The sequence below is a fragment of the Acidobacteriota bacterium genome (genome assembly GCA_016715115.1).
GTDB lineage: Bacteria > Acidobacteriota > Blastocatellia > Pyrinomonadales > Pyrinomonadaceae > JAFDVJ01.
In genome coordinates this window covers 173,895-191,714 of the sequence record JADKBM010000011.1, presented here as the reverse complement: position 1 = coordinate 191,714, position 17,820 = coordinate 173,895, and the positions used below count along the sequence as shown (strand labels likewise).

Here is a 17,820-nt window from a genome sequence, read left to right as displayed (position 1 = left end):
TTTGAACTTGTTCGAGCGCATTTCGCAAGTTATGTTTATTGTTAGTTATACAAGTCGGTTTTAAGGTAACGGCAAACTGCCTGCAACCAGAAGGCCGTCAGGCGATTTATGATCAAACTTTCCAACATTTCAAAGGTCGTGCGATCGGGCACAGAGGATCTGACGATTCTCGACGACGTCACGATCGACATTCCCGACGGCGAATTCGTCGCCGTCACCGGCGCGTCGGGCAGCGGCAAGTCGACGCTTCTAGGACTGATCGCTGGACTCGACGCGCCGAGTTCGGGCGAGATCCTGATCGACGGCGACAGCGTCACGACGATGACCGAAGACCAGCTCGCGACGTTGCGGAGCGAGAAGATCGGCTTCATCTTTCAGTCATTCCACCTGATACCGAGCCTGACGGCCTTCGAGAACGTGCTCATCCCGATGGAGATCCTCGGACTTTCCGACGCGAAAGCGCGCGCCGAGAAATTGCTCGTCGATGTCGATCTGACGAACCGCGGCCATCATTATCCGACCGAACTCTCGGGCGGCGAACAGCAGCGGATCGCCATCGCGCGGGCGTTCGCCAATCAGCCGACGATCCTTCTCGCCGACGAGCCGACCGGCAACCTCGACTCGCGAAACGGCGAACATATCTTCGATCTGATGACCGAACTGCATCGGCAAAACAACGTTACGCTCGTGCTTGTGACGCACGATCAGGCGCTGGCCGACAAAGCGCAAAGGCAGATCCGGCTCAAGGACGGACGGGTTTTGAGCGACGAACGAAAAGACTGAAATCCCGACGGAACATCGAATGAACTTCATACTCAACCTGACATTTCGCGAGATCCGCTCGTCCTGGCGGCGACTCCTGTTCTTCTTTCTATGCATCGCGATCGGCGTCGGTTCGGTCGTCGCGCTGCGCTCTTTGATCCAGAATTTGAATCAGGCGGTCGGCGGCGACACACGCGCGCTTTTAACGGCCGACTTCGAGGTCAGTTCAACGAACGACTTTTCGCCGACGGACATTCAGAAGATCGAGGAAGTCGTAGGAAATTCAGCGATCATTGAGGCCCGGAACGAAGCGATCACCAGCGCGGCGATGGCCCGCCCGTCGGATCAGGCGGTTGAAACTCTTTCTTTTGTTGAACTAAAGGGAATCGAATCGCCGTTCCCGCTGGTCGGGCGATTCACGACTTCGGACGGCAAGGATTTCGACTTCAAGCTTCTCGAGAATAACGGGACGGTCGTTTCGCCGTTGTTGCTCGACGATCTGAAGGTCAAGGTCGGCGACAAGATCCGAATCGGCGACGGGACATTCGAGATCCGCGCAACGTTCGACGAAGAACCGGGCGGCGCCGGCGGATTTCGGCTCGGACCGCGGGTGTTTATCGAGAAAAAGGCATTCGATTCGGCGGGGATAACGACCGGGAGCGGACGGATTCGGAGGCGAATTCTTTATCGAACCTCGGACAATCCGACCGAACTTGTTCGCAAACTTCGGGAGAACATAAAAGGGACGACGCTCACCGTACAGTCATATCGCGAAACTCAGGAGAACCTCGGCGAGCAGTTCGCGCGCACCGAAAACTACCTGTCGCTGACCGGTCTGCTGATCCTCGTGCTCGGCGGCGTCGGCGTCTGGAACGTGGCGCGTGTATTTGTCGAACAAAAACGGCGCGCAGTCGCGGTCCTGAAGTGTCTCGGCGCGAGCGGAACGAAGATCATCACCGTTTATATGATGCAGATCCTGACGCTCGGATTCCTCGGCAGTTTGTTCGGGGTTTTTCTGGCGCAGTGCTTCCTTTGGTTCGCGCGCTACCGATTTGCGGATGCGCTCCCGGCGTCGCTCAGTTATTCGGTCGGTATTTCGGCATCCTGGCAAGGCGTCCTGCTCGGCGTTCTGATATCGCTGCTTTTTTCAGCGTTGCCTTTGCTTCAGGTTCGAAACATCAAGCCGCGGCTTCTTTTGCACGATGCGTCGGGCGAGAAGATGCGCCGTCTCGATTGGACGAAGACCCTGATCGGGGCGTTCTCGCTGGCCGGACTTCTCGGCCTTGCCGTTTGGCAGGCGGGATCGGTCAAGGTCGGTGTTTTTTTCCTGGTCGGACTCACGGTCACCTCGTTGTTCCTTTATCTCGCGGCGTTTCTGCTGACGATCACCCTGCGACGGTTCCGAAATCTCGGTTCATTCGCCGTCCGGCAGGCGATCAATTCGCTTTACCGGCCCGGCAATCAGACGCGGATCATTCTCCTCGCCGTCGGACTCGGCGCGTTCGTCGTGCTCGCCGTACAGTCGCTTCAGATGAACCTGGTTCGCGAATTCGATTTCACGCGAAATCAGACACTGCCTTCGCTCTTTATCATCGATATCCAGAAGAGCCAGATCGAGGAACTCGCCCGGATGCTCGAAGCGAAGACCGGCGAACCGGCGCAGACGCTGCCGACCGTGCGGGCGCGGATCGCTTATGTGAACGGTCAACCGATCGACTATCAGAATCGCGAAACGCGTCAGCAGCAAGGACAGATCGGGCGCGAATTTGCGGTCACGTATCGCGAGAATCTGGACAAGAACGAGACGATCGTCGCCGGCGAATGGTGGAACGCGGCGCGCGGGCTTCCGCAGGTTTCGGTCGAAGAAGATATGGCAGGCCGGCTTAATTTGACGGTCGGCGATTCGATGACCTTCGATATTTCAGGACGCAAGGTCACGGTCCAGGTCGCCAGTATCCGTAAACTCGACCTGCGGAACACGCGGACGGCTTTCATCTTCGTCTTCGCCCCCGGAGTTCTTGAAAAGGCGCCGCAAACGTTCGCCGCGAACGTTATCCGCAAACTTCCCGAGACCGACCGGCAACGATTGCAGCGTGCGCTCGTCGACCGTTTCCCGAACGTCCAGATATTCGATGTCGCCGATATCGTCGCCGCGTTTCAAAAACTCGTCAACAACATCGTACTCGCGATCTCGTTCGTGGGGAGTTTCGTGATCCTTAGCGGAATTCTGATCCTCATCGGCTCCATCGGGCTGACGAAATCGCAAAGGATCTACGAGAACGCGATCCTTAAAACGCTCGGCGCGCGGCGTTTGACGCTGTCGACCATCCTGCTCGCCGAATACGGACTTCTCGGATTGCTCGCCGGACTGATCGGCGCGACCTTTGCGACCGCGCTTTCGTTCGCCGTCTCGAAGTACATCTTTAACATCGAGTGGCAGTTCGACATCACGCTGAGCCTTGCCGGGGTCGCGATCACGGCTGTCCTCGTGACCATCGTCGGCGCGCTCGCAAGTTTCGACGTCTTGTTCCGCAAGCCGCTCACAACGCTTCGTTCGCAATGATTCCGGGTATCAAAATGCCGGTGAACCATCTTCGGACGAACGATTGCTAACATTGTTGCATAAATTGTTGACAGACAAATCTTCTATATGTCGGTTGGATTTGCGGCTGGTACTGACAGCCCTCGTATCCCGACGGAGTTTTGACACAGCCTCTTCAGCTAGTGGAAAAAAGATGTAAATGCTGCGGCTTTGGCTGTCCTCTAGCTGAAGATGGTGGCAATTGACAGACACTTCTTCTATATGCCGGTTACTTGGATTTGCGGCTCGAAATTCATCGCAGGCAAAGCACTGCCGAGCTGGTACTGACAGATCCACGGTGCAGCCAACTCGCCGGTGCAGTTTTGACACAGCTTCGAAAGTTAATGGCACCAACGGAGCCAAAAGCCGGATGTGAGTTTGTCGGCGACAGATGGGCCGAAAATGCCGAAAGTCGAGCGTTTCAGTCCGCTTTGGAAAGCAGATCAACTCAGTGCCAGCAAACCAATACAAAAAACCGGCGAACTTACGAATCGCCGGTCCTTTTTTCTCAATTCCGGTGACTATTTTTTATATTCGAACGGATGGTCCGCGAGGACGACGCGCATATTGACCTGGCCGAAAAGGGTTTCGAGATAGGCTCCGAAGCGATGCAAAAGCGGAACTAGATCTTTCTTGTTCGTCGTCGCCAGGACTTCCTCGATAAATCGTTCGACCGTTTCGCGGTCTTTGTAGAACAAAAGCGAGAGGCTGTTCGCCAGAAACGCGCTCAACTGCGTGTGCAGCTTTTTCGTCGGATATTCGCCGCTGAGCTGTTCCGCCTCCTTTACCGAATTTAGAAGCGCCCACATATCTTGACGCAGTTGCAATGACTTGACCAGTTTCTCCCTGAGATTCGGGAAGAGTTTGTCGGTACCGATCGCCGGATCGAGCATCTGGGCGAAGTTCATCAGCGTCAATTGAAAGCTGTCGTTGAGCAGCGCCCAGGCGGTTTCGATCTTCGCGTAGATCATCGGCACGGAGCGCATCTCGGCAAGACCGGCGAGTTCGTGGTTGTAGACCTTTCGAAGTTCGATGGATGCGGTGTAAACGGCGCCGTCGAGTTGCCCGAAAAGCTCGTCTTCTTGATTCGGATAACGGAGCAGACGATTGTTGATGTAACCTGTCAGTTCCTGGATCTGTTCGTAGATCCGCGAAAAGATCAATAGCGACGACTTCAGCGGCATATCCGAGCGCAGCATATCCTCGATCACGCTGAGCCATTTGAGAACCTTCGCAAATCGAGGCAGAACAAGCCGCAGATCGGCTTCAACCGCAAACGGAAGCCGGCGTGTTTCGAGGAGATTTTGGAGTACCCCCGGCAAAAAAGCCTCCCCGGTCTTCTCCGCACTCGAAATGAGTTTTGCGACGATGGGAACCGAGTCCAATTTCTCGGTCAGCGTATTGCACCACGCTGTCCATTCTCCAAACTTCAGCGGTGCCGCGCGCATCATCCCGTCGTTGAGCAGCGAAGCGTCCTTGAGCGCCATTGAAAGCTTGTAGATCTCGTCAGACGAGATCGCGTTGTTTTCCTTGAGGCCGTTGAAATCCTCAATCAGGTCGACCTCGTCGACATTCGCGCCGGAATTGTTCTCCTCGCGAAGGAGTTTGCTCAGTTGAAACGTCAGCCGCGAGCAAAGCAGAAGCGTCGAGCGCGTCAGGCGAAACTCGCGCGTCCAATCGCGCGACGACGCTTTCGAACGATTTTCCTCGATGAATGCGTGATTGCGGATATTGAGAAAGCTCTCGAGCCCGGAAAGCCAGAGCCCGAGATCGAAGATCAGTTTGTCCCTGTCCGGCACATTCGCGACAGGCGACAACGCCTCGCGACGCGCGTCCGAGTTCGTCGGATTTGCCGATTCTTGTACTGTATTTTGGGCAATCACTGCGTCCAAAACGGGGGTTCCTCTCTGAAGATGCCGGATTCGGTAAGGTGCGGAAGGGTCAACCGCTACTTAATTTATACCCTATTCGCGCTAACTTAGGCAATACTTTTCTTGTTCCGAAACGGTGAATCTGCGGAACTCTCCATTCCCCGCCCTCAGGGTTTACTGGACCTTTCGCGAATCGAACTCGGAAATTCCCTCGCCGGCAAAAGACATTCGAAGCGCCCGCGCGATATGATAACCGTTGATGACCAGACGAAAGCTCGTTGCGGCGACGCGCAACCGCGGTAAGATCCGTGAATTACGGGATTTGCTCGGCGATCTCCCATTTGAACTTTGCGGACTCGATGACTTTCCGCCCGTCGATGACGTTGAGGAAACCGGGGATACTTTCGTCGCCAACGCCGAATTGAAAGCGGCGGCCTATGCCCGGCACTTCGGCGAATTGACGCTCTCAGATGACTCCGGACTGGCTGTCGACGCGCTCGGCGGGGCGCCAGGCGTTCTCAGCGCGCGTTACGCCGGCGAGAGCGCATCAGACGCGGAGAGGATATCGAAACTCCTTTCCGAACTGGCAAACGCATCGCACCGCGGTGCGAGATTCGTCTGCGCGATTGCCGTCGCCGACCCGGAAGGCGGGATCCTGCATCGGGTCGAGGGCTTTTGCGAGGGTTCGATCGCCTTTGAACCCCGCGGGGATCGCGGATTCGGGTACGATCCGGTCTTCATTCCGGAAGGATTCGACCGCACTTTCGGGGAACTCGATGACGCGGTCAAGTCCCGAGTCAGTCATCGCGCGGTCGCGACTGCGCAGATTATCCGGTTTTTGAAGGAGTTTTCCCGAACGCGAACTTGACCAGCGCATTATTGCCCTGTAAAATTCGGCACTTGGTGATGTTTCTTAGGTGAAATCGGTTTTATGCCGGGGCGTAGCACAGCCTGGTAGTGCGCTCGGTTTGGGACCGAGAGGTCGGATGTTCGAATCATCTCGCCCCGACCAGTATTTTATTGGAATCCAGTTCCAGTCTTGCCCCTTTCAGCATTTGCAATCGTGCAGATAAAGATGTTCAATTGACGTAGTTTTATTTACAAACTTTGGAGGTTAAATTTACAACATGGCAAAAATGACACAAACGGAAATCGTTAACAGTATCGCAGAAAGCACGGGCCTCAAGAAGGCCGAAGTGAAAGGACTTTTCGACGCATTGGCGGGACTCGCTGCCGGCGAAGTGAAGAAGAACGGTGAGTTCACCCTTCCGGGCTTCGGAAAACTCGTCAAAGCGACGCGTGCCGCACGTGAAGGCCGCAATCCGGCGACCGGTGCGACGATCAAGATCCCGGCGAAAACGACTGTTAAGTTCCGTGTCGGAAAATCAATGAAAGACGCGATCGGTTAAGTTTCCGAGTCTTTTATCGAATTGAGTGACCGGCCGCTTCTCACGAGCGGCCGGTTTTTCGTTGGCTGAGATGTCTCTTCGCGGTGTTCTTCAAGGTCGAATTCCGATCCGATCCCGGTCCGCATTCGTCGCAAAAAAAAATGGTGACAAGCGGTTACTTTTTTGTTAACATTTGGTACATAAGTTGAAAACGTTCCGAAGAATTAAGAATTTTAGCAACTGGCAGCTTTTTTCGTTCAACTAAGATTTTCGGCAAAACGCTTTTTTTGAAGCGGGCTTCAGCTTATTTGTTGTGATGCACAACAAACTGTAAAAAATAGAATTCCGAAAAAGGAAGGAGAAGAACAAATAGTGGCAGCAGCAAAACAAATGACCTTGCAGGACAGGATCTTGCAGATCGATCACATTCAGGCACGTCGTTTCGCAAAACTGGGTGGACCGGCATTGGAAATTGCGTCCGAAGGAATCATCCGGCACCTCCGCGCCTGCGCGCGTATGGACGTGAATCCGGACGCTTCCGCGGTTCGTGAAATAATTGATGACGCGCTCAATGGCAGACGTGTTTTCGCCGAGACGTCAAACGATTTACTGGCAGCCTAAGTTTTACTAAATAGCTTTAATTTCTAAATATCTGAGCCGTCCGAATTTTGGACGGCTTTTTCGATTTTGGATTTCGGATTTTGGATTTTGGATTGATGCCGGATAAGGCTTCAGAGCCTCGGTCGCGAATTATTGACGGCCGCGCGGACCAACATCGGCCTCTTTGCGGACTCCGCGCGGACAATGCCTGTTCGGCGAAGTACGGGACCCAAACGCCGAGGTTTCTTTTCGTAATCTGACGATTTTGACGGCTTCGCAAGCCAACGTTTAAGACAGCATTGATCTTGAATCTGGAATTTAGGCGTCGTGCGGCGGCGGTCGCCCGCACGCTGACGCAGGCGGTACTGACTCGCCGATCGCCGTGGGGCGCGTGCCGCGGCTCCACGGCACGAACGTCCGAAACATCCCATTTCTCCGACTCGGCGCCGATTGCCCGGATATTCGCATCCTCAGGTTGATCCGCGTCATCCGCGGCAAGGCAAATGTTTTTTTTTCGCGGGTCGTCAGTTTTTCAAAGAACCCGAATCTGAAATCCTCAATCCCTGGATTCGGGAGCTCTGAAATACCGGCTTGAAGGAAATCGGCGGGATGAGATCATATATTTTTTCGACCGTGATGGCGCCGAATTGGTCTCAAATCATCGTTTTCATCCCGACCCATCCGTGTTCTGCCAAGAACGGCCTGTCGTTTCGATCAAGCAGGTTTTTCAAAGTTCTGGAATCCTGAATTCCGGAATTATGGAATCTGAAATCCCCGGCCCGTACTCCGTTCACCGCAGTTTCAGGCGATAGAGCAGATAATCCCCGAGGATCTCGCCGTTGTCACGTTCATAAAATCGGTCCAGATTCGTCAGATCGACGTCGCGGGTGTTCTGGACAACGGCGTATGACAGAATCGTCTCCGGCGATTTGCGCGGGTCGAATTGCGCGATGTAATCGCCATAGCGCCGTGCCTCTTCGTCAACCTCGCCGTAAGTGAGCGGTTTATAAGCCGAGTTGAGCCGGTCGGTGTGACGCCCCCATCCAAAAAGCGCGATCGACGAAACGAAGTCGCCGCGCTTTATGCCCTCGGCCAGATCTTCAGGCGCGTAATTTCTGAAATAGAGATACTGGTAATAGCGTTCTTTGTTCTCCTGCCAGGTAACGCCCGCAAAAACGTGCTGGTGCCGCGCCCAAAGGACCGATTGCGGCGCGATCGTAGGAAGATCGTCGCCCACGGCAATGTCGAGGTGGAGAATGACCGACTTGTACCGGTCCGGGTCCTTCCCTGCAAGTTCGGTCAACCTGCGTCCGACCGGCATCGCCGCATCCCGTGCAAGATTCACGTCGTCCAAAACACGTACGGTGTAATGGCATTCGACGAATCCCCAGGCGGCGGCCAGAATCAACAACACTGCGGACGCAGCTTTCGCCCCTGCCTTTCGAAAAAGGTCGGTTCGCGCGATCATGATCCCGATGGTCACGACAAGCGCGAGCATTGCGACGTAATTTCCGATGAACACCTGATAATGGATCGGCTGCAGTTCCCTGCCCGTTATCACCTGCTGATTGAACACGATAAACGGGACGAGCGCGAACGAGATCGCGAAGATGGTTTCGCGCGCCCGAAGCTCGATGACTTTGAAGAAAACACCGAGGCCGATCAAAATCAGAACAAAACCGGCGATGTATTCGGGAACGCGCGCTAGATCCGGTGCGCGCGAGTTGATGAGAAGCTGGACCTCGTCCATCGTATGCGAACGTTTCGACAGCAGATACGCGTACGGCGCGAGAAAGAAGAGACAACCGGCCGCGAGTCCGAAAAAGGTCTTGACATCGACTCTCCGGGACTCCGAACGCAGCACGAGCCAGGTGATGCCGAGGCCCGCAAGCCACGCGGCCGCAGTGGTCCAGGTATAGAAGTACGAAAAGACCGTGTAGCCGAAACATAACGCCGCCAACGCGCCGAAGATCGGTCGCCTACGCCGGTCGTCGGTCCCGAGCGTGAGCCAAACGAGCCCGATCATCGCAAAAAAGGCGGCGAACGGGACAGCTGGAATGTATCGCCGAAATGCCGGAAAGTAAGGATATGAAAAGCCCGTGTCGAGGATCTCGCCGATCGCGCCCTCGCCGGCCGCGAGCGCGCCGCCCGCGAGAACGACAAGTGTCGCCGCGCCGGCGAACCAAGAGTCTCCCGTGATCCGGCCGATAACCCAGAAACACGCAAGCGCGGCGAAGAAACCCGCCAGCGCGCCGGCCAGCGTCATCGCCCAGGGCGCTCCGATGCCAAGGATCCTCGCCGGGATCGCGACCGTGTACGGTGCGGCAAACTGAATCGAGAACAATGATTCGGGTTGCGGGTGATCCGGCGCGTCGTCACGTCCGGTATAGGGATCGTTCTTTCGCGGTCGCCCGTCAATCAATGCCTTGACGTACGAAGCGTACGCGACCTCGTCGATGTCGTTGTATGCGTAGTGCCCTTGCCAGTCGCCGCCACGCACGTACCACATTTTCATCTGCGGATACATCGTGAAGAGGACCATAAAGATCCCCGCGATGATTCCGAATCGCCAACTCAGTTTCATATCAAAAAAGGAAGTCCCAGATTAGCACACCGCGCCGCGCGCGCGCGAGGGTTGGCAGAGTTTTGAAAGTCGGGCCGCGTTTCCGCTAAACTAAGAGACATATGACTCTAAAAGAAAAACTGGTCGCCGATATGACGGCGGCGATGAAAGCGAGAGACGCGAACCGGCTTTCGACGATCCGAATGGCGAAAGCGGCCATTATGAACGAAGAGAACAAACGCGGCGTCGGCACCGTTCTCACGGACGACGACGTGCTGAAGATCCTGACGACGCTCGTCAAACAACGGCGCGACTCGATCGAACAATTCACTGCCAACGGACGCATCGAGCTTGCCGAAAAGGAAAAGGCGGAACTCGCCGTGCTTGAGGAATATCTGCCACAGGCGGCATCGCCCGCCGAAGTCGAGGCGGCCGTCGCCGAAGCCGTCGCCGCAACGGGAGCTTCGTCGATGAAGGATATGGGAACGGTAATGAAAGCCGCTCTGGCTCTGCTCGCCGGGAAGAATGCAGAAGGCAAGCTGGTCAGCGAGACCGTGAAGTCAAAACTCTCATCGCTCTGACGCGGGTCGATCAAACGCTTCGCTTTTGCAGGCGAAGGCCACGATATGACCGTCCGGGTCAGCAAAATACGACACCTTGTCGCCCCAGTCTCGGTCGAGTATCGGGCTGATCTCTGTCGCACCGGCCGCGGTCGCACGAAGCGACGCGGCTTCAATATCGCCGGTTTCAAGATAGAGTTCGCAACGCGGGATGCCGTTTGCGGAATTCGGATGCGGGAGGCGTCCGGAGAGTATCTTGGTAATGCCTGTTTCGGGCATCAATCCGAGTTTGACGCCGGTGCCGAGTTCAAATTCGGTCATCCCCGGAACGTCGAGGAGCGGTTCGGCCAGCAGAAGCGCCGCGTAAAAATCCCGGCTTCGATTCTGATCCGAAACGAAAAGAATTATCTCGACATTTGGCATTATCCGCGCTCCCGGCGACAAGCCTGCGGCTATTACTGAGGCGTTTCGGAACGCTTCTCGGTTCCGACGAAGGTCACGATCGGTTCAACACGGTCCTGCTGCTCCAGCGACCGGTCGACCGCCTCGACCATCGCTTCGACGATCTCGCTTTCGCGCAAGTCCCATTCGCCCTCGACGCGACAACCGGCCGCGTTATTGTGGCCGCCGCCGCCGAACCGCTCGGCCACGCGGGCGACGTTTATCTTGCCTTTGGACCGAAGACTGACGCGAAAACGGCCGCCTTCGACCTCGCGCATATAAACCGACGCAAGTACGTCCTTGGCGGCCAGCGGAATGTTGACGAAACCGTTATTGTCGCCGTCCGACATCTGCGCCGATTCACGCATTCCAAGCGTTTGCCGCATATACGCCACGCGACCGCTTTCGTCGCGCTTGACCGTCGAGAGCACCTGACTCATCAGTTCGATCCGCGACCAGGGATATGAATTGTAAACCGCTTCCGAGATGAGCGCCGGTTTGACGCCGACCTTGACGAGTTCCGATGCGACCTTCAGGGTGCGGTCCGTGGTATTTGAAAAGTGAAAACTGCCCGTATCGGTGACGAGCGCCAGATACAGGCATTCGGCGATCTCGCGCGTGATCCGGCCGCCTACTGCCTTGCAGAGATTGTAGATCATCTCGCCGACCGCCGAAGCCGTCGTATCGATCCAATTGATGTTTCCGAAATGTTCGCAAGTTGCGTGATGATCTATGTTCACGACCAACTGACTCTCGAGATTGACGATGTTCGGACGGGTGATATCGGAACATTCGATGACGAAAACGGCATCGTATTTGCCATTTACTTCTGACACCTTGACGATATCGCCGGCGCCGGGCAACACGAGATACGAGGCGGGAATCCCGTCGCTGACGATGACTTCGGCGTCTTTGCCGAGCGAACGAAGCAGCCAACATAGACCCAACGACGAGCCGATGCCGTCGCCATCCGGTCGGACGTGCGTCGTGATCCCGAAAACGTGTTTATTTTCAATTAACTCAACTACTTGACTTAACACTATTAACTACGAAAACCCAAAAGACAACGAACAGTCGACAAAAGCCGAGACACGCTGATGTTTCGCTTCTCAACGATCGTTCATCATCCCTTGGGTTCTCCTTGATCCTTAGAATTGGAATTCGGAACCACCTCTTCGAGGAGTTGGCTGATGCGCGCGGCATTCTCCTCGACGGTGTCCCGGGCAAAATTAAGATGCGGGGCGTGTCGCAGGTTGAGATTCAACGCAACCTGTTGCTTTACAAATGACGCCGCATGCTGAAGCGCCTTTAACGCTTCCCTGATCTCCCCTTCGGTCCCCTGAACCAAAACGTAAACCTTGGCATCGCGCAAGTTATCAGATACCCGCACGTCGGTGACAGTGACGCTTGCAACGCGCGGATCATCGAGTTCGTATCCGACGATCTCGATGATCTCCTCGCGCAATACTTCGGCTAATCTCTCCGGTCGACGCATAACTTCAGAAGGATGAAGGCCTTCTGATTCTCCTTCATCCGTCGTCCCTGATCCTTCCTAAAGCTCCGTGGCGGCGATCTTCTCGATCACGAATGCCTCGATCTCGTCGCTGACCTTGATGTCGTTGAAATTGACGAGACTGATGCCGCACTCAAATCCCTGCCGCACCTCGCTCGTGTCCTCCTTGAACCGCTTGAGCGACGAAATGTCTCCTTCCCAGATGACAACGCCGTCGCGAACGAGACGTGCTCGCGCCTGACGTTTCATAATTCCGTCGATGACGCGGCAACCGGCGATCGTTCCGACCTTCGAAACCCTGAAGATTTCCTGAACCTGCGCCTTGCCGAGAATGACTTCCTTCTCGATCGCGTCGAGCATTCCGATCATTGCCGCCTTGATCTCTTCTTCGACCTTGTAAATGATCGAGTGGAGGCGAATATCGACATCTTCCTGTTTCGCAACCTCGGCGGCGCGGGTTTCCGGACGAACGTTGAAACCAATGATAACAACCGCCGTTTGCGTGTTGTCCGCCTGTGTTGCCGAGGCGAGCAAGACGTCGGATTCGGCGATCGCACCGACACCCGCGCGGATAACGCGGACTTTGACCTTTTCGGTCGAAAGTTTTTCGAGCGTCGAACGGAGCACCTCGACCGATCCCTGAACGTCGGCCTTAAGGATAACGAGAAGTTCCTTGACATCTGCCTGACCAAGCGATTCGATACCGCGCTTCGTGGTCTTGACCATCGCTGCCTGCCGCGCCTTCTCCTGACGCTTCTGGGCGATGTCCTGCGCCTTGTCGATATCGGAAACTACCTGGAACGTGTCGCCCGCCTGCGGTACGCCCTGCAGACCCAGAACCTCGACCGGCGTTGCCGGGGCAGCCTGTTGCGTTCCTTCGCCGCGGTCAGAGAACATCGCCCTGACCTTTCCATAGTATTGGCCGACGATAAACGGATCGCCGACATGAAGCGTTCCCTGCTGAACGAGCACAGTCGCGACCGACCCGCGTCCCTTGTCGAGCTTTGCTTCAAGGACAACCCCCGACGCCCGGCGGGTTTCGCTCGCCTTGAGGTTCATAATGTCCGCCTGGAGCAAAACGGTCTCGAGCAGCATATCGAGATTCTCGCGCTTCTTCGCCGAGACCGGCACCATTTCGACATCGCCGCCCCAATCGATCGGCTGCAGTCCGAGACCCGCAAGTCCTTGCTTGACCTTATCCGGATTCGCGCCGGGTTTGTCTATCTTGTTGATCGCGACGATTATCGGAACTCCGGCAGCCTTCGAATGTTCGACGGCTTCGATCGTCTGCGGCATTACGCCGTCGTCGGCCGCGACCACGAGAATGACCACGTCCGTCGCCTTCGCGCCGCGGGCGCGCATCATCGTGAACGCTTCGTGACCCGGCGTGTCAAGGAACACGACGCGTCGTTTTTCATCCGGTTTGTCGGGATTCGTGACAAACACCGAATAGGCGCCGATATGTTGCGTGATTCCGCCGGCTTCGCCTTCAGCTACGTTTTCGTGACGGATCGCGTCGAGAAGCGATGTCTTGCCGTGATCAACGTGTCCCATCACGGTAACGACGGGTGCGCGCGGAATTTCGACATCGTCGCCATCGCCGGCGATGATCTCTTCGAACTCCTCCTCGATGACCATCTCCTCGAACGGGACGAAACTGATCTGATGGCCGAGTTTCTCACCGAGTTCGATGGCGAGCTTTTCGCTGATCGTCTGATTAAGGGTCGCGAAAACCCCGCGTTTGACAAGCAGCTGCACCACGTCGCGCGGCGTCACGCCGACGGCCTCCGAAAATTCGCGGACCGTCGCTCCTTCCGTGAGTCGCACCTGTTTTTGGGTCTCGGCACTCGTCTTGCCTGCCTGCTCCATAATGCGCTCTTCGATCGATTTCGGTCGCTGCGCACCCGAATCGCGATCGCCGAACCTGTCGTCCCGATCGGCGAACCGCTTGTCGCCCTTTTTGCCGCTCGACCGTCCGAATTTCTTGTGACGGTCGTGGGTCGGCGTGTAAACCGTTATCGGAGTCGCCGTTTCTCCCGGAGTTCCGCGAAGTTCGCCCTTGCGGCCCTTGCGGTCACGCGCCGTCTTCGCGGCGTCGGCGATCGATTCCGGGCTGAGTTTCCCGGTTTTTGTCGGCGCGACGGAAATCTGCAGATCCCCGATCTTGATTCCCTTGTCAACCGCGTCCTTCTTGAGTTTGAGCTGTTTGACCTGCGTTCCGCCCGGGACCGCCGCCGGCTCGACTTCTTCGGTCTGGGGCGCGGCCTCGACGACGGTTGCTGCCGGCACTTCGACAACTTCCGGAACCTCAGCGACAACCTGTTCGACCGTTTCGACCGTTTCGACCTTTTCGACCTTTTCGGCCGGGGCGACCGGTTCCGGCTCAATTTCGGCCGGTTTGGCCTTGACGATCTTTCGCGTCAAAACCTTGATATTCGACGCTTCCGGACGGGCCGGTTCTTCGACCTTCGGCTCCGCGGCCTTGCGGACCTCGACGACCTCGACAGGAACCGCCACCGGCTCAACGTGCACTTCGGGCTCCGGCGACTCTTCATGCTCCGTTTCCGCGTCGTGACGCTTTTTGATCACCTTGATCGCTCGTTTAGGCGCCGCATCGATCTTTGGGATGTATTTGTTTCGGATCTTTTCCGCAAGCTCCTTCGGAACCGAGTTCGAAGGCACGTCGATATCGGCGCCTTCACGTCGGAGATCCTCGATGATGCGCTTCGTATCTTGCTTTACTTCTCTGGCGAGGTCATAGACCCGAATCTTATTGCCAACAACGGACATAATTTCCTTTTACCCAATCTGCGGACTCCCCGAACTTCCCCGAAGCCGCATCTTCAACCCACAACAGCGCCGCCACTCCCGGCGGTCAACTAAACGTGTTCATCGCCTTTAGTCGCGTCGCTCTCAGCAGCCGCTTCATCCACAACCGGCGTTTCGGCCATCGGTTCCGCGGTCGCTTCATCCTCAGCCGTCGGTTCCGCAATGGCTTCATCCTCGGCCGTCGATTCCGCAATGGCTTCACCCTCAGCGGCCGGTTCCCCGGATCCCTCGACAGCTTCGTCCGTAACCGGCTCTTCGGCCTGCTGATTCTTCGCCTCGACGATCGCCGCCGCAGCCGCGAGAATGCTTTCGGCTTCGTCCAAGCTGATATCAAGGAAGTCGACGAGGTCGTCGACCGTCGCCGCCGCGAGCGCTTCGACATCGGTGATTCCCTTTTCCTTCAGATCTTCGGCTTGCGCGTTCGATACGCCCTCAAGCGCCGTGATCGGAACCGCTTCGCCCGAAGCCATCATCTTGCCCATTTGTTTCGCGATCTCTTTCTTGATGACGTCTTCCGAGATGATATTGATATCCCAGCCGACAAGCCGCGTCGCCAAACGGACGTTCTGGCCCTTTTTGCCGATCGCGAGCGAAAGCTGATCTTCGGTGACGATCACGTCCATTATTCGCCGATTGATATCGATGATGCGCACCTGGCTGACTTTCGCCGGCGACAGAGCGTTCGCGGCGAAGACCGAAGGCTCCTCCGACCACTCGATGATGTCGATCTTCTCGCCGCGGAGTTCCTTGATGATGGACTGAACGCGCGAGCCCTTCATACCGACGCACGCGCCGACCGGATCGACGTCCTTTTCGTTCGACGTAACTGCGATCTTCGCGCGGTCGCCCGGCTCACGGACAGCCGACTTGATGACGACCGTATCGTCATAGATCTCCGGAACTTCCATTTCGAACAAACGTTTGAGGAGTTCGGCCGACGTACGCGAAACAATGATCTGCTGCCCCTTGTTCTCTTTCGTGATCTCGACAATCACGACCCGGATCCGTTCCCCTTGATTCCAGTTCTCGTTCCGGACCTGCTCCTTTTTAGGCAAACTCGCTTCGAGGTTGTTGCCGAGGTCAATGATCATATCGCCGCGCTCGAACCGCTTGACGGTGCCGTTGATCAATTCGCCCTTGCGATCGATGTACTCTTCGTAAACTTTTTCACGGACCGCTTCGCGTACCTTCTGAACGAGGATCTGTTTCGCGGTCTGAGCGGCGATGCGGCCCAGTTCATCGCGCGACAGCGGAATGAGCAGCATATCGCCGATCTCAATCTCGTCGTCGCCGGTCATTTCGATGGCCTCGTCAAGCGACAATTCGAGCGGATCCTGGGATTTCTCAACGACGGTCTTTGTAACCGAGATCTCGACGTCGCCGTCGTCGTTGTTCCATTCGACTTGAATATTGTCGCCGTTCCGGTCGAGATTCTTGAACTGCTTGCGCGCCGCCGCCTTGACGGCCTCTTTCATCGCTTCGATGATCAGTTCGCGGTCGAGGCCGTGCTCGCTGCAGAGGATGTCGATATTCTGTCCGATAGTTGATGTCATAAACTTCGTTTGCTAATGGATAATGGTTGATCGTTAATTGCTTCGGGATTCTGAAACTTCGTTCGACCTTCGAGATCCGAACCGTTAACGATCTGAGATCAACAATTACTGTCTCTTCAATTCCTCATCCAAGTCTATTTCGAGATTCGCCTTGCTGACGGATTCATACTGAAAACTTATGGAGCCGCGCGTTTTGTCTTCGAAATAGACCGTCCCGTCTTCGACCCGCGCGATGCGTCCGCGAAAGTTCTTCTGACCGCCGATCGGCGTTTTCGTCTTAACTTTCGCCAAGCTTCCGGCATATTTTTCAAAATCCGCAAGGCAGTAAAGCTCGCGTTCGAGCCCCGGGGACGAAACTTCGAGCAAATAAGCCGTCGGGATCAGGTCTTGTTCGTCGAGCAATTCGCCGAATTCGCGACTGAATGTCGCGCAGTCTTCGTGCGACACTCCACCGGATTTGTCGATAAAGACCCGAACCGTCAAAGCCTTTCCGGCGCCGAGTTTCTCGGCGTGGACAAGTTCGAGACCATTCTTCTCCGCAACAGTCAATGCGGCTTCGCGGAGCTTTGCTTCAATCGAAAACTGGCCCATAAAGACTTTCGCGCAAAATAAAAAGTGGGCGCGAAACCCACTTGACACGCTCCCACGCATCGCAGGAAACGACAATCATACACAATTTGTTAGTTGGATGGCAAGCGTTGACTTCGATCCGAACTAAACGCTTTCCCTTAACTTGCGGATACCGGAGGCGATCGACTCGGCGGATTTTTCAGCTTTTGCGATCCCTTCACTCGTAACCTCGTCGGACATCGCTTCGAGAATGCCTATCAACTCGCGCGCCTCCGAGATAACGCGCGTCGTCTCACGCTTGGCGGCCTGACCCGAATCAGCACCCGCGCCCGTCGATTTCTTGGCCTCGGTGATACCCCAATGCGTGATGCGTACAACGTCCGGTCGCGGCGTTTCGGCGATCCAGCTCTGGCGGCTCAAATGTTGAAAAATATCCGGATAACTCGAAAGAAATCCTTCTTTCTTAACCAACTCCTTGATGTCGACCTTTTCCGACTCGCGTCCACCGGTCGCTTCAAGGAGTTTCGCCAATACTTTGTGGTAAACGTCCATAATCGTTGTATTTGTCAGGGCTTATCGAGAAACTACG

At 55.9% G+C, this 17,820-nt stretch carries 15 protein-coding genes and 1 tRNA gene; 7 read left to right on the top strand and 9 right to left on the bottom strand.

The genetic code is table 11. The annotated features are described in order from the left end of the window. Window positions 1–108 precede the first annotated feature (108 nt). Both IPN69_09555 and IPN69_09550 read left to right on the top strand, forming a co-directional pair. Window positions 109–783 (top strand): ABC transporter ATP-binding protein, encoded by a 675-nt coding sequence (locus IPN69_09555; GenBank protein ID MBK8810961.1) that lies wholly within the window; start codon window positions 109–111, stop codon window positions 781–783. Window positions 784–802: 19 nt separating this feature from the next. After that, a complete protein-coding gene (locus IPN69_09550; GenBank protein ID MBK8810960.1) occupies window positions 803–3,325 on the top strand; it encodes an ABC transporter permease in 2,523 nt (840 codons plus the stop codon). A gap of 539 nt (window positions 3,326–3,864) precedes the next feature. Here the strand turns inward: IPN69_09550 and IPN69_09545 are convergent. Beyond that, a complete protein-coding gene (locus IPN69_09545; GenBank protein ID MBK8810959.1) occupies window positions 3,865–5,235 on the bottom strand; it encodes a hypothetical protein in 1,371 nt (456 codons plus the stop codon). A gap of 238 nt (window positions 5,236–5,473) precedes the next feature. Here IPN69_09545 and rdgB point away from each other — a divergent pair, with 238 nt between their 5' ends. The 4 genes from rdgB to IPN69_09525 all read left to right on the top strand — a co-directional run bounded on the left by rdgB (window position 5,474) and on the right by IPN69_09525 (window position 7,223). Continuing rightward, window positions 5,474–6,082, top strand: coding sequence for an RdgB/HAM1 family non-canonical purine NTP pyrophosphatase (rdgB, locus tag IPN69_09540; protein MBK8810958.1), 609 nt, complete (start codon window positions 5,474–5,476; stop codon window positions 6,080–6,082). A 67-nt stretch (window positions 6,083–6,149) separates the two neighbouring features. Further along, window positions 6,150–6,226 (top strand) — tRNA-Pro (locus IPN69_09535). Between the two features lie 115 nt (window positions 6,227–6,341). Further along, entirely contained in the window at window positions 6,342–6,623 is a 282-nt protein-coding gene (locus tag IPN69_09530) for an HU family DNA-binding protein (protein MBK8810957.1), read from the top strand. A gap of 351 nt (window positions 6,624–6,974) precedes the next feature. Continuing rightward, on the top strand, window positions 6,975–7,223 hold the full coding sequence (locus tag IPN69_09525) for a hypothetical protein (GenBank protein ID MBK8810956.1): 249 nt from the start codon (window positions 6,975–6,977) through the stop codon (window positions 7,221–7,223). Window positions 7,224–7,992: 769 nt separating this feature from the next. Here IPN69_09525 and IPN69_09520 read toward each other — a convergent pair. Then, entirely contained in the window at window positions 7,993–9,786 is a 1,794-nt protein-coding gene (locus IPN69_09520) for a hypothetical protein (GenBank protein MBK8810955.1), read from the bottom strand. Window positions 9,787–9,887: 101 nt separating this feature from the next. On the opposite strand from IPN69_09520, the gene IPN69_09515 reads away from it, so the two are divergent. Further along, entirely contained in the window at window positions 9,888–10,346 is a 459-nt protein-coding gene (locus IPN69_09515; protein MBK8810954.1) for a GatB/YqeY domain-containing protein, read from the top strand. Here IPN69_09515 and IPN69_09510 read toward each other — a convergent pair. The 7 genes from IPN69_09510 to IPN69_09480 all read right to left on the bottom strand — a co-directional run bounded on the left by IPN69_09510 (window position 10,335) and on the right by IPN69_09480 (window position 17,783). Beyond that, window positions 10,335–10,748 (bottom strand): lactoylglutathione lyase, encoded by a 414-nt coding sequence (locus IPN69_09510; GenBank protein MBK8810953.1) that lies wholly within the window; start codon window positions 10,746–10,748, stop codon window positions 10,335–10,337. The two genes, IPN69_09515 and IPN69_09510, sit on opposite strands and share 12 nt — an antisense overlap. 32 nt (window positions 10,749–10,780) lie before the next feature. Then, window positions 10,781–11,806, bottom strand: a complete 1,026-nt coding sequence (locus tag IPN69_09505; GenBank protein MBK8810952.1) for a bifunctional oligoribonuclease/PAP phosphatase NrnA — start codon at window positions 11,804–11,806, stop codon at window positions 10,781–10,783. A gap of 83 nt (window positions 11,807–11,889) precedes the next feature. Continuing rightward, the gene (rbfA, locus tag IPN69_09500) at window positions 11,890–12,261 is read right to left on the bottom strand and encodes a 30S ribosome-binding factor RbfA (protein ID MBK8810951.1); all 372 of its coding nucleotides are present in this window, start codon (window positions 12,259–12,261) and stop codon (window positions 11,890–11,892) included. A 57-nt stretch (window positions 12,262–12,318) separates the two neighbouring features. Next, a complete protein-coding gene (gene infB, locus IPN69_09495) occupies window positions 12,319–15,069 on the bottom strand; it encodes a translation initiation factor IF-2 (GenBank protein MBK8810950.1) in 2,751 nt (916 codons plus the stop codon). 89 nt (window positions 15,070–15,158) lie between these two features. Beyond that, entirely contained in the window at window positions 15,159–16,661 is a 1,503-nt protein-coding gene (nusA, locus tag IPN69_09490) for a transcription termination factor NusA (protein ID MBK8810949.1), read from the bottom strand. A 105-nt stretch (window positions 16,662–16,766) separates the two neighbouring features. Next, on the bottom strand, window positions 16,767–17,252 hold the full coding sequence (locus IPN69_09485) for a ribosome maturation factor RimP (protein ID MBK8810948.1): 486 nt from the start codon (window positions 17,250–17,252) through the stop codon (window positions 16,767–16,769). A gap of 123 nt (window positions 17,253–17,375) precedes the next feature. After that, window positions 17,376–17,783, bottom strand: a complete 408-nt coding sequence (locus IPN69_09480) for a hypothetical protein (GenBank protein MBK8810947.1) — start codon at window positions 17,781–17,783, stop codon at window positions 17,376–17,378. Between the last annotated feature and the right edge of the window lie 37 nt (window positions 17,784–17,820).

What these genes read in the sequence shown, in the direction of transcription:
- IPN69_09485 (MBK8810948.1), bottom strand. Translation starts at nt 17,252, where the DNA reads ATGGGCCAGTTTTCGATTGAAGCAAAGCTCCGCGAAGCCGCATTGACT.
- IPN69_09555 (MBK8810961.1), top strand. Translation starts at nt 109, where the DNA reads ATGATCAAACTTTCCAACATTTCAAAGGTCGTGCGATCGGGCACAGAG.
- IPN69_09510 (MBK8810953.1), bottom strand. Translation starts at nt 10,748, where the DNA reads ATGCCAAATGTCGAGATAATTCTTTTCGTTTCGGATCAGAATCGAAGC.
- nusA (MBK8810949.1), bottom strand. Translation starts at nt 16,661, where the DNA reads ATGACATCAACTATCGGACAGAATATCGACATCCTCTGCAGCGAGCAC.
- infB (MBK8810950.1), bottom strand. Translation starts at nt 15,069, where the DNA reads ATGTCCGTTGTTGGCAATAAGATTCGGGTCTATGACCTCGCCAGAGAA.
- IPN69_09530 (MBK8810957.1), top strand. Translation starts at nt 6,342, where the DNA reads ATGGCAAAAATGACACAAACGGAAATCGTTAACAGTATCGCAGAAAGC.
- IPN69_09550 (MBK8810960.1), top strand. Translation starts at nt 803, where the DNA reads ATGAACTTCATACTCAACCTGACATTTCGCGAGATCCGCTCGTCCTGG.
- IPN69_09480 (MBK8810947.1), bottom strand. Translation starts at nt 17,783, where the DNA reads ATGGACGTTTACCACAAAGTATTGGCGAAACTCCTTGAAGCGACCGGT.
- IPN69_09520 (MBK8810955.1), bottom strand. Translation starts at nt 9,786, where the DNA reads ATGAAACTGAGTTGGCGATTCGGAATCATCGCGGGGATCTTTATGGTC.
- IPN69_09515 (MBK8810954.1), top strand. Translation starts at nt 9,888, where the DNA reads ATGACTCTAAAAGAAAAACTGGTCGCCGATATGACGGCGGCGATGAAA.
- rbfA (MBK8810951.1), bottom strand. Translation starts at nt 12,261, where the DNA reads ATGCGTCGACCGGAGAGATTAGCCGAAGTATTGCGCGAGGAGATCATC.
- rdgB (MBK8810958.1), top strand. Translation starts at nt 5,474, where the DNA reads ATGACCAGACGAAAGCTCGTTGCGGCGACGCGCAACCGCGGTAAGATC.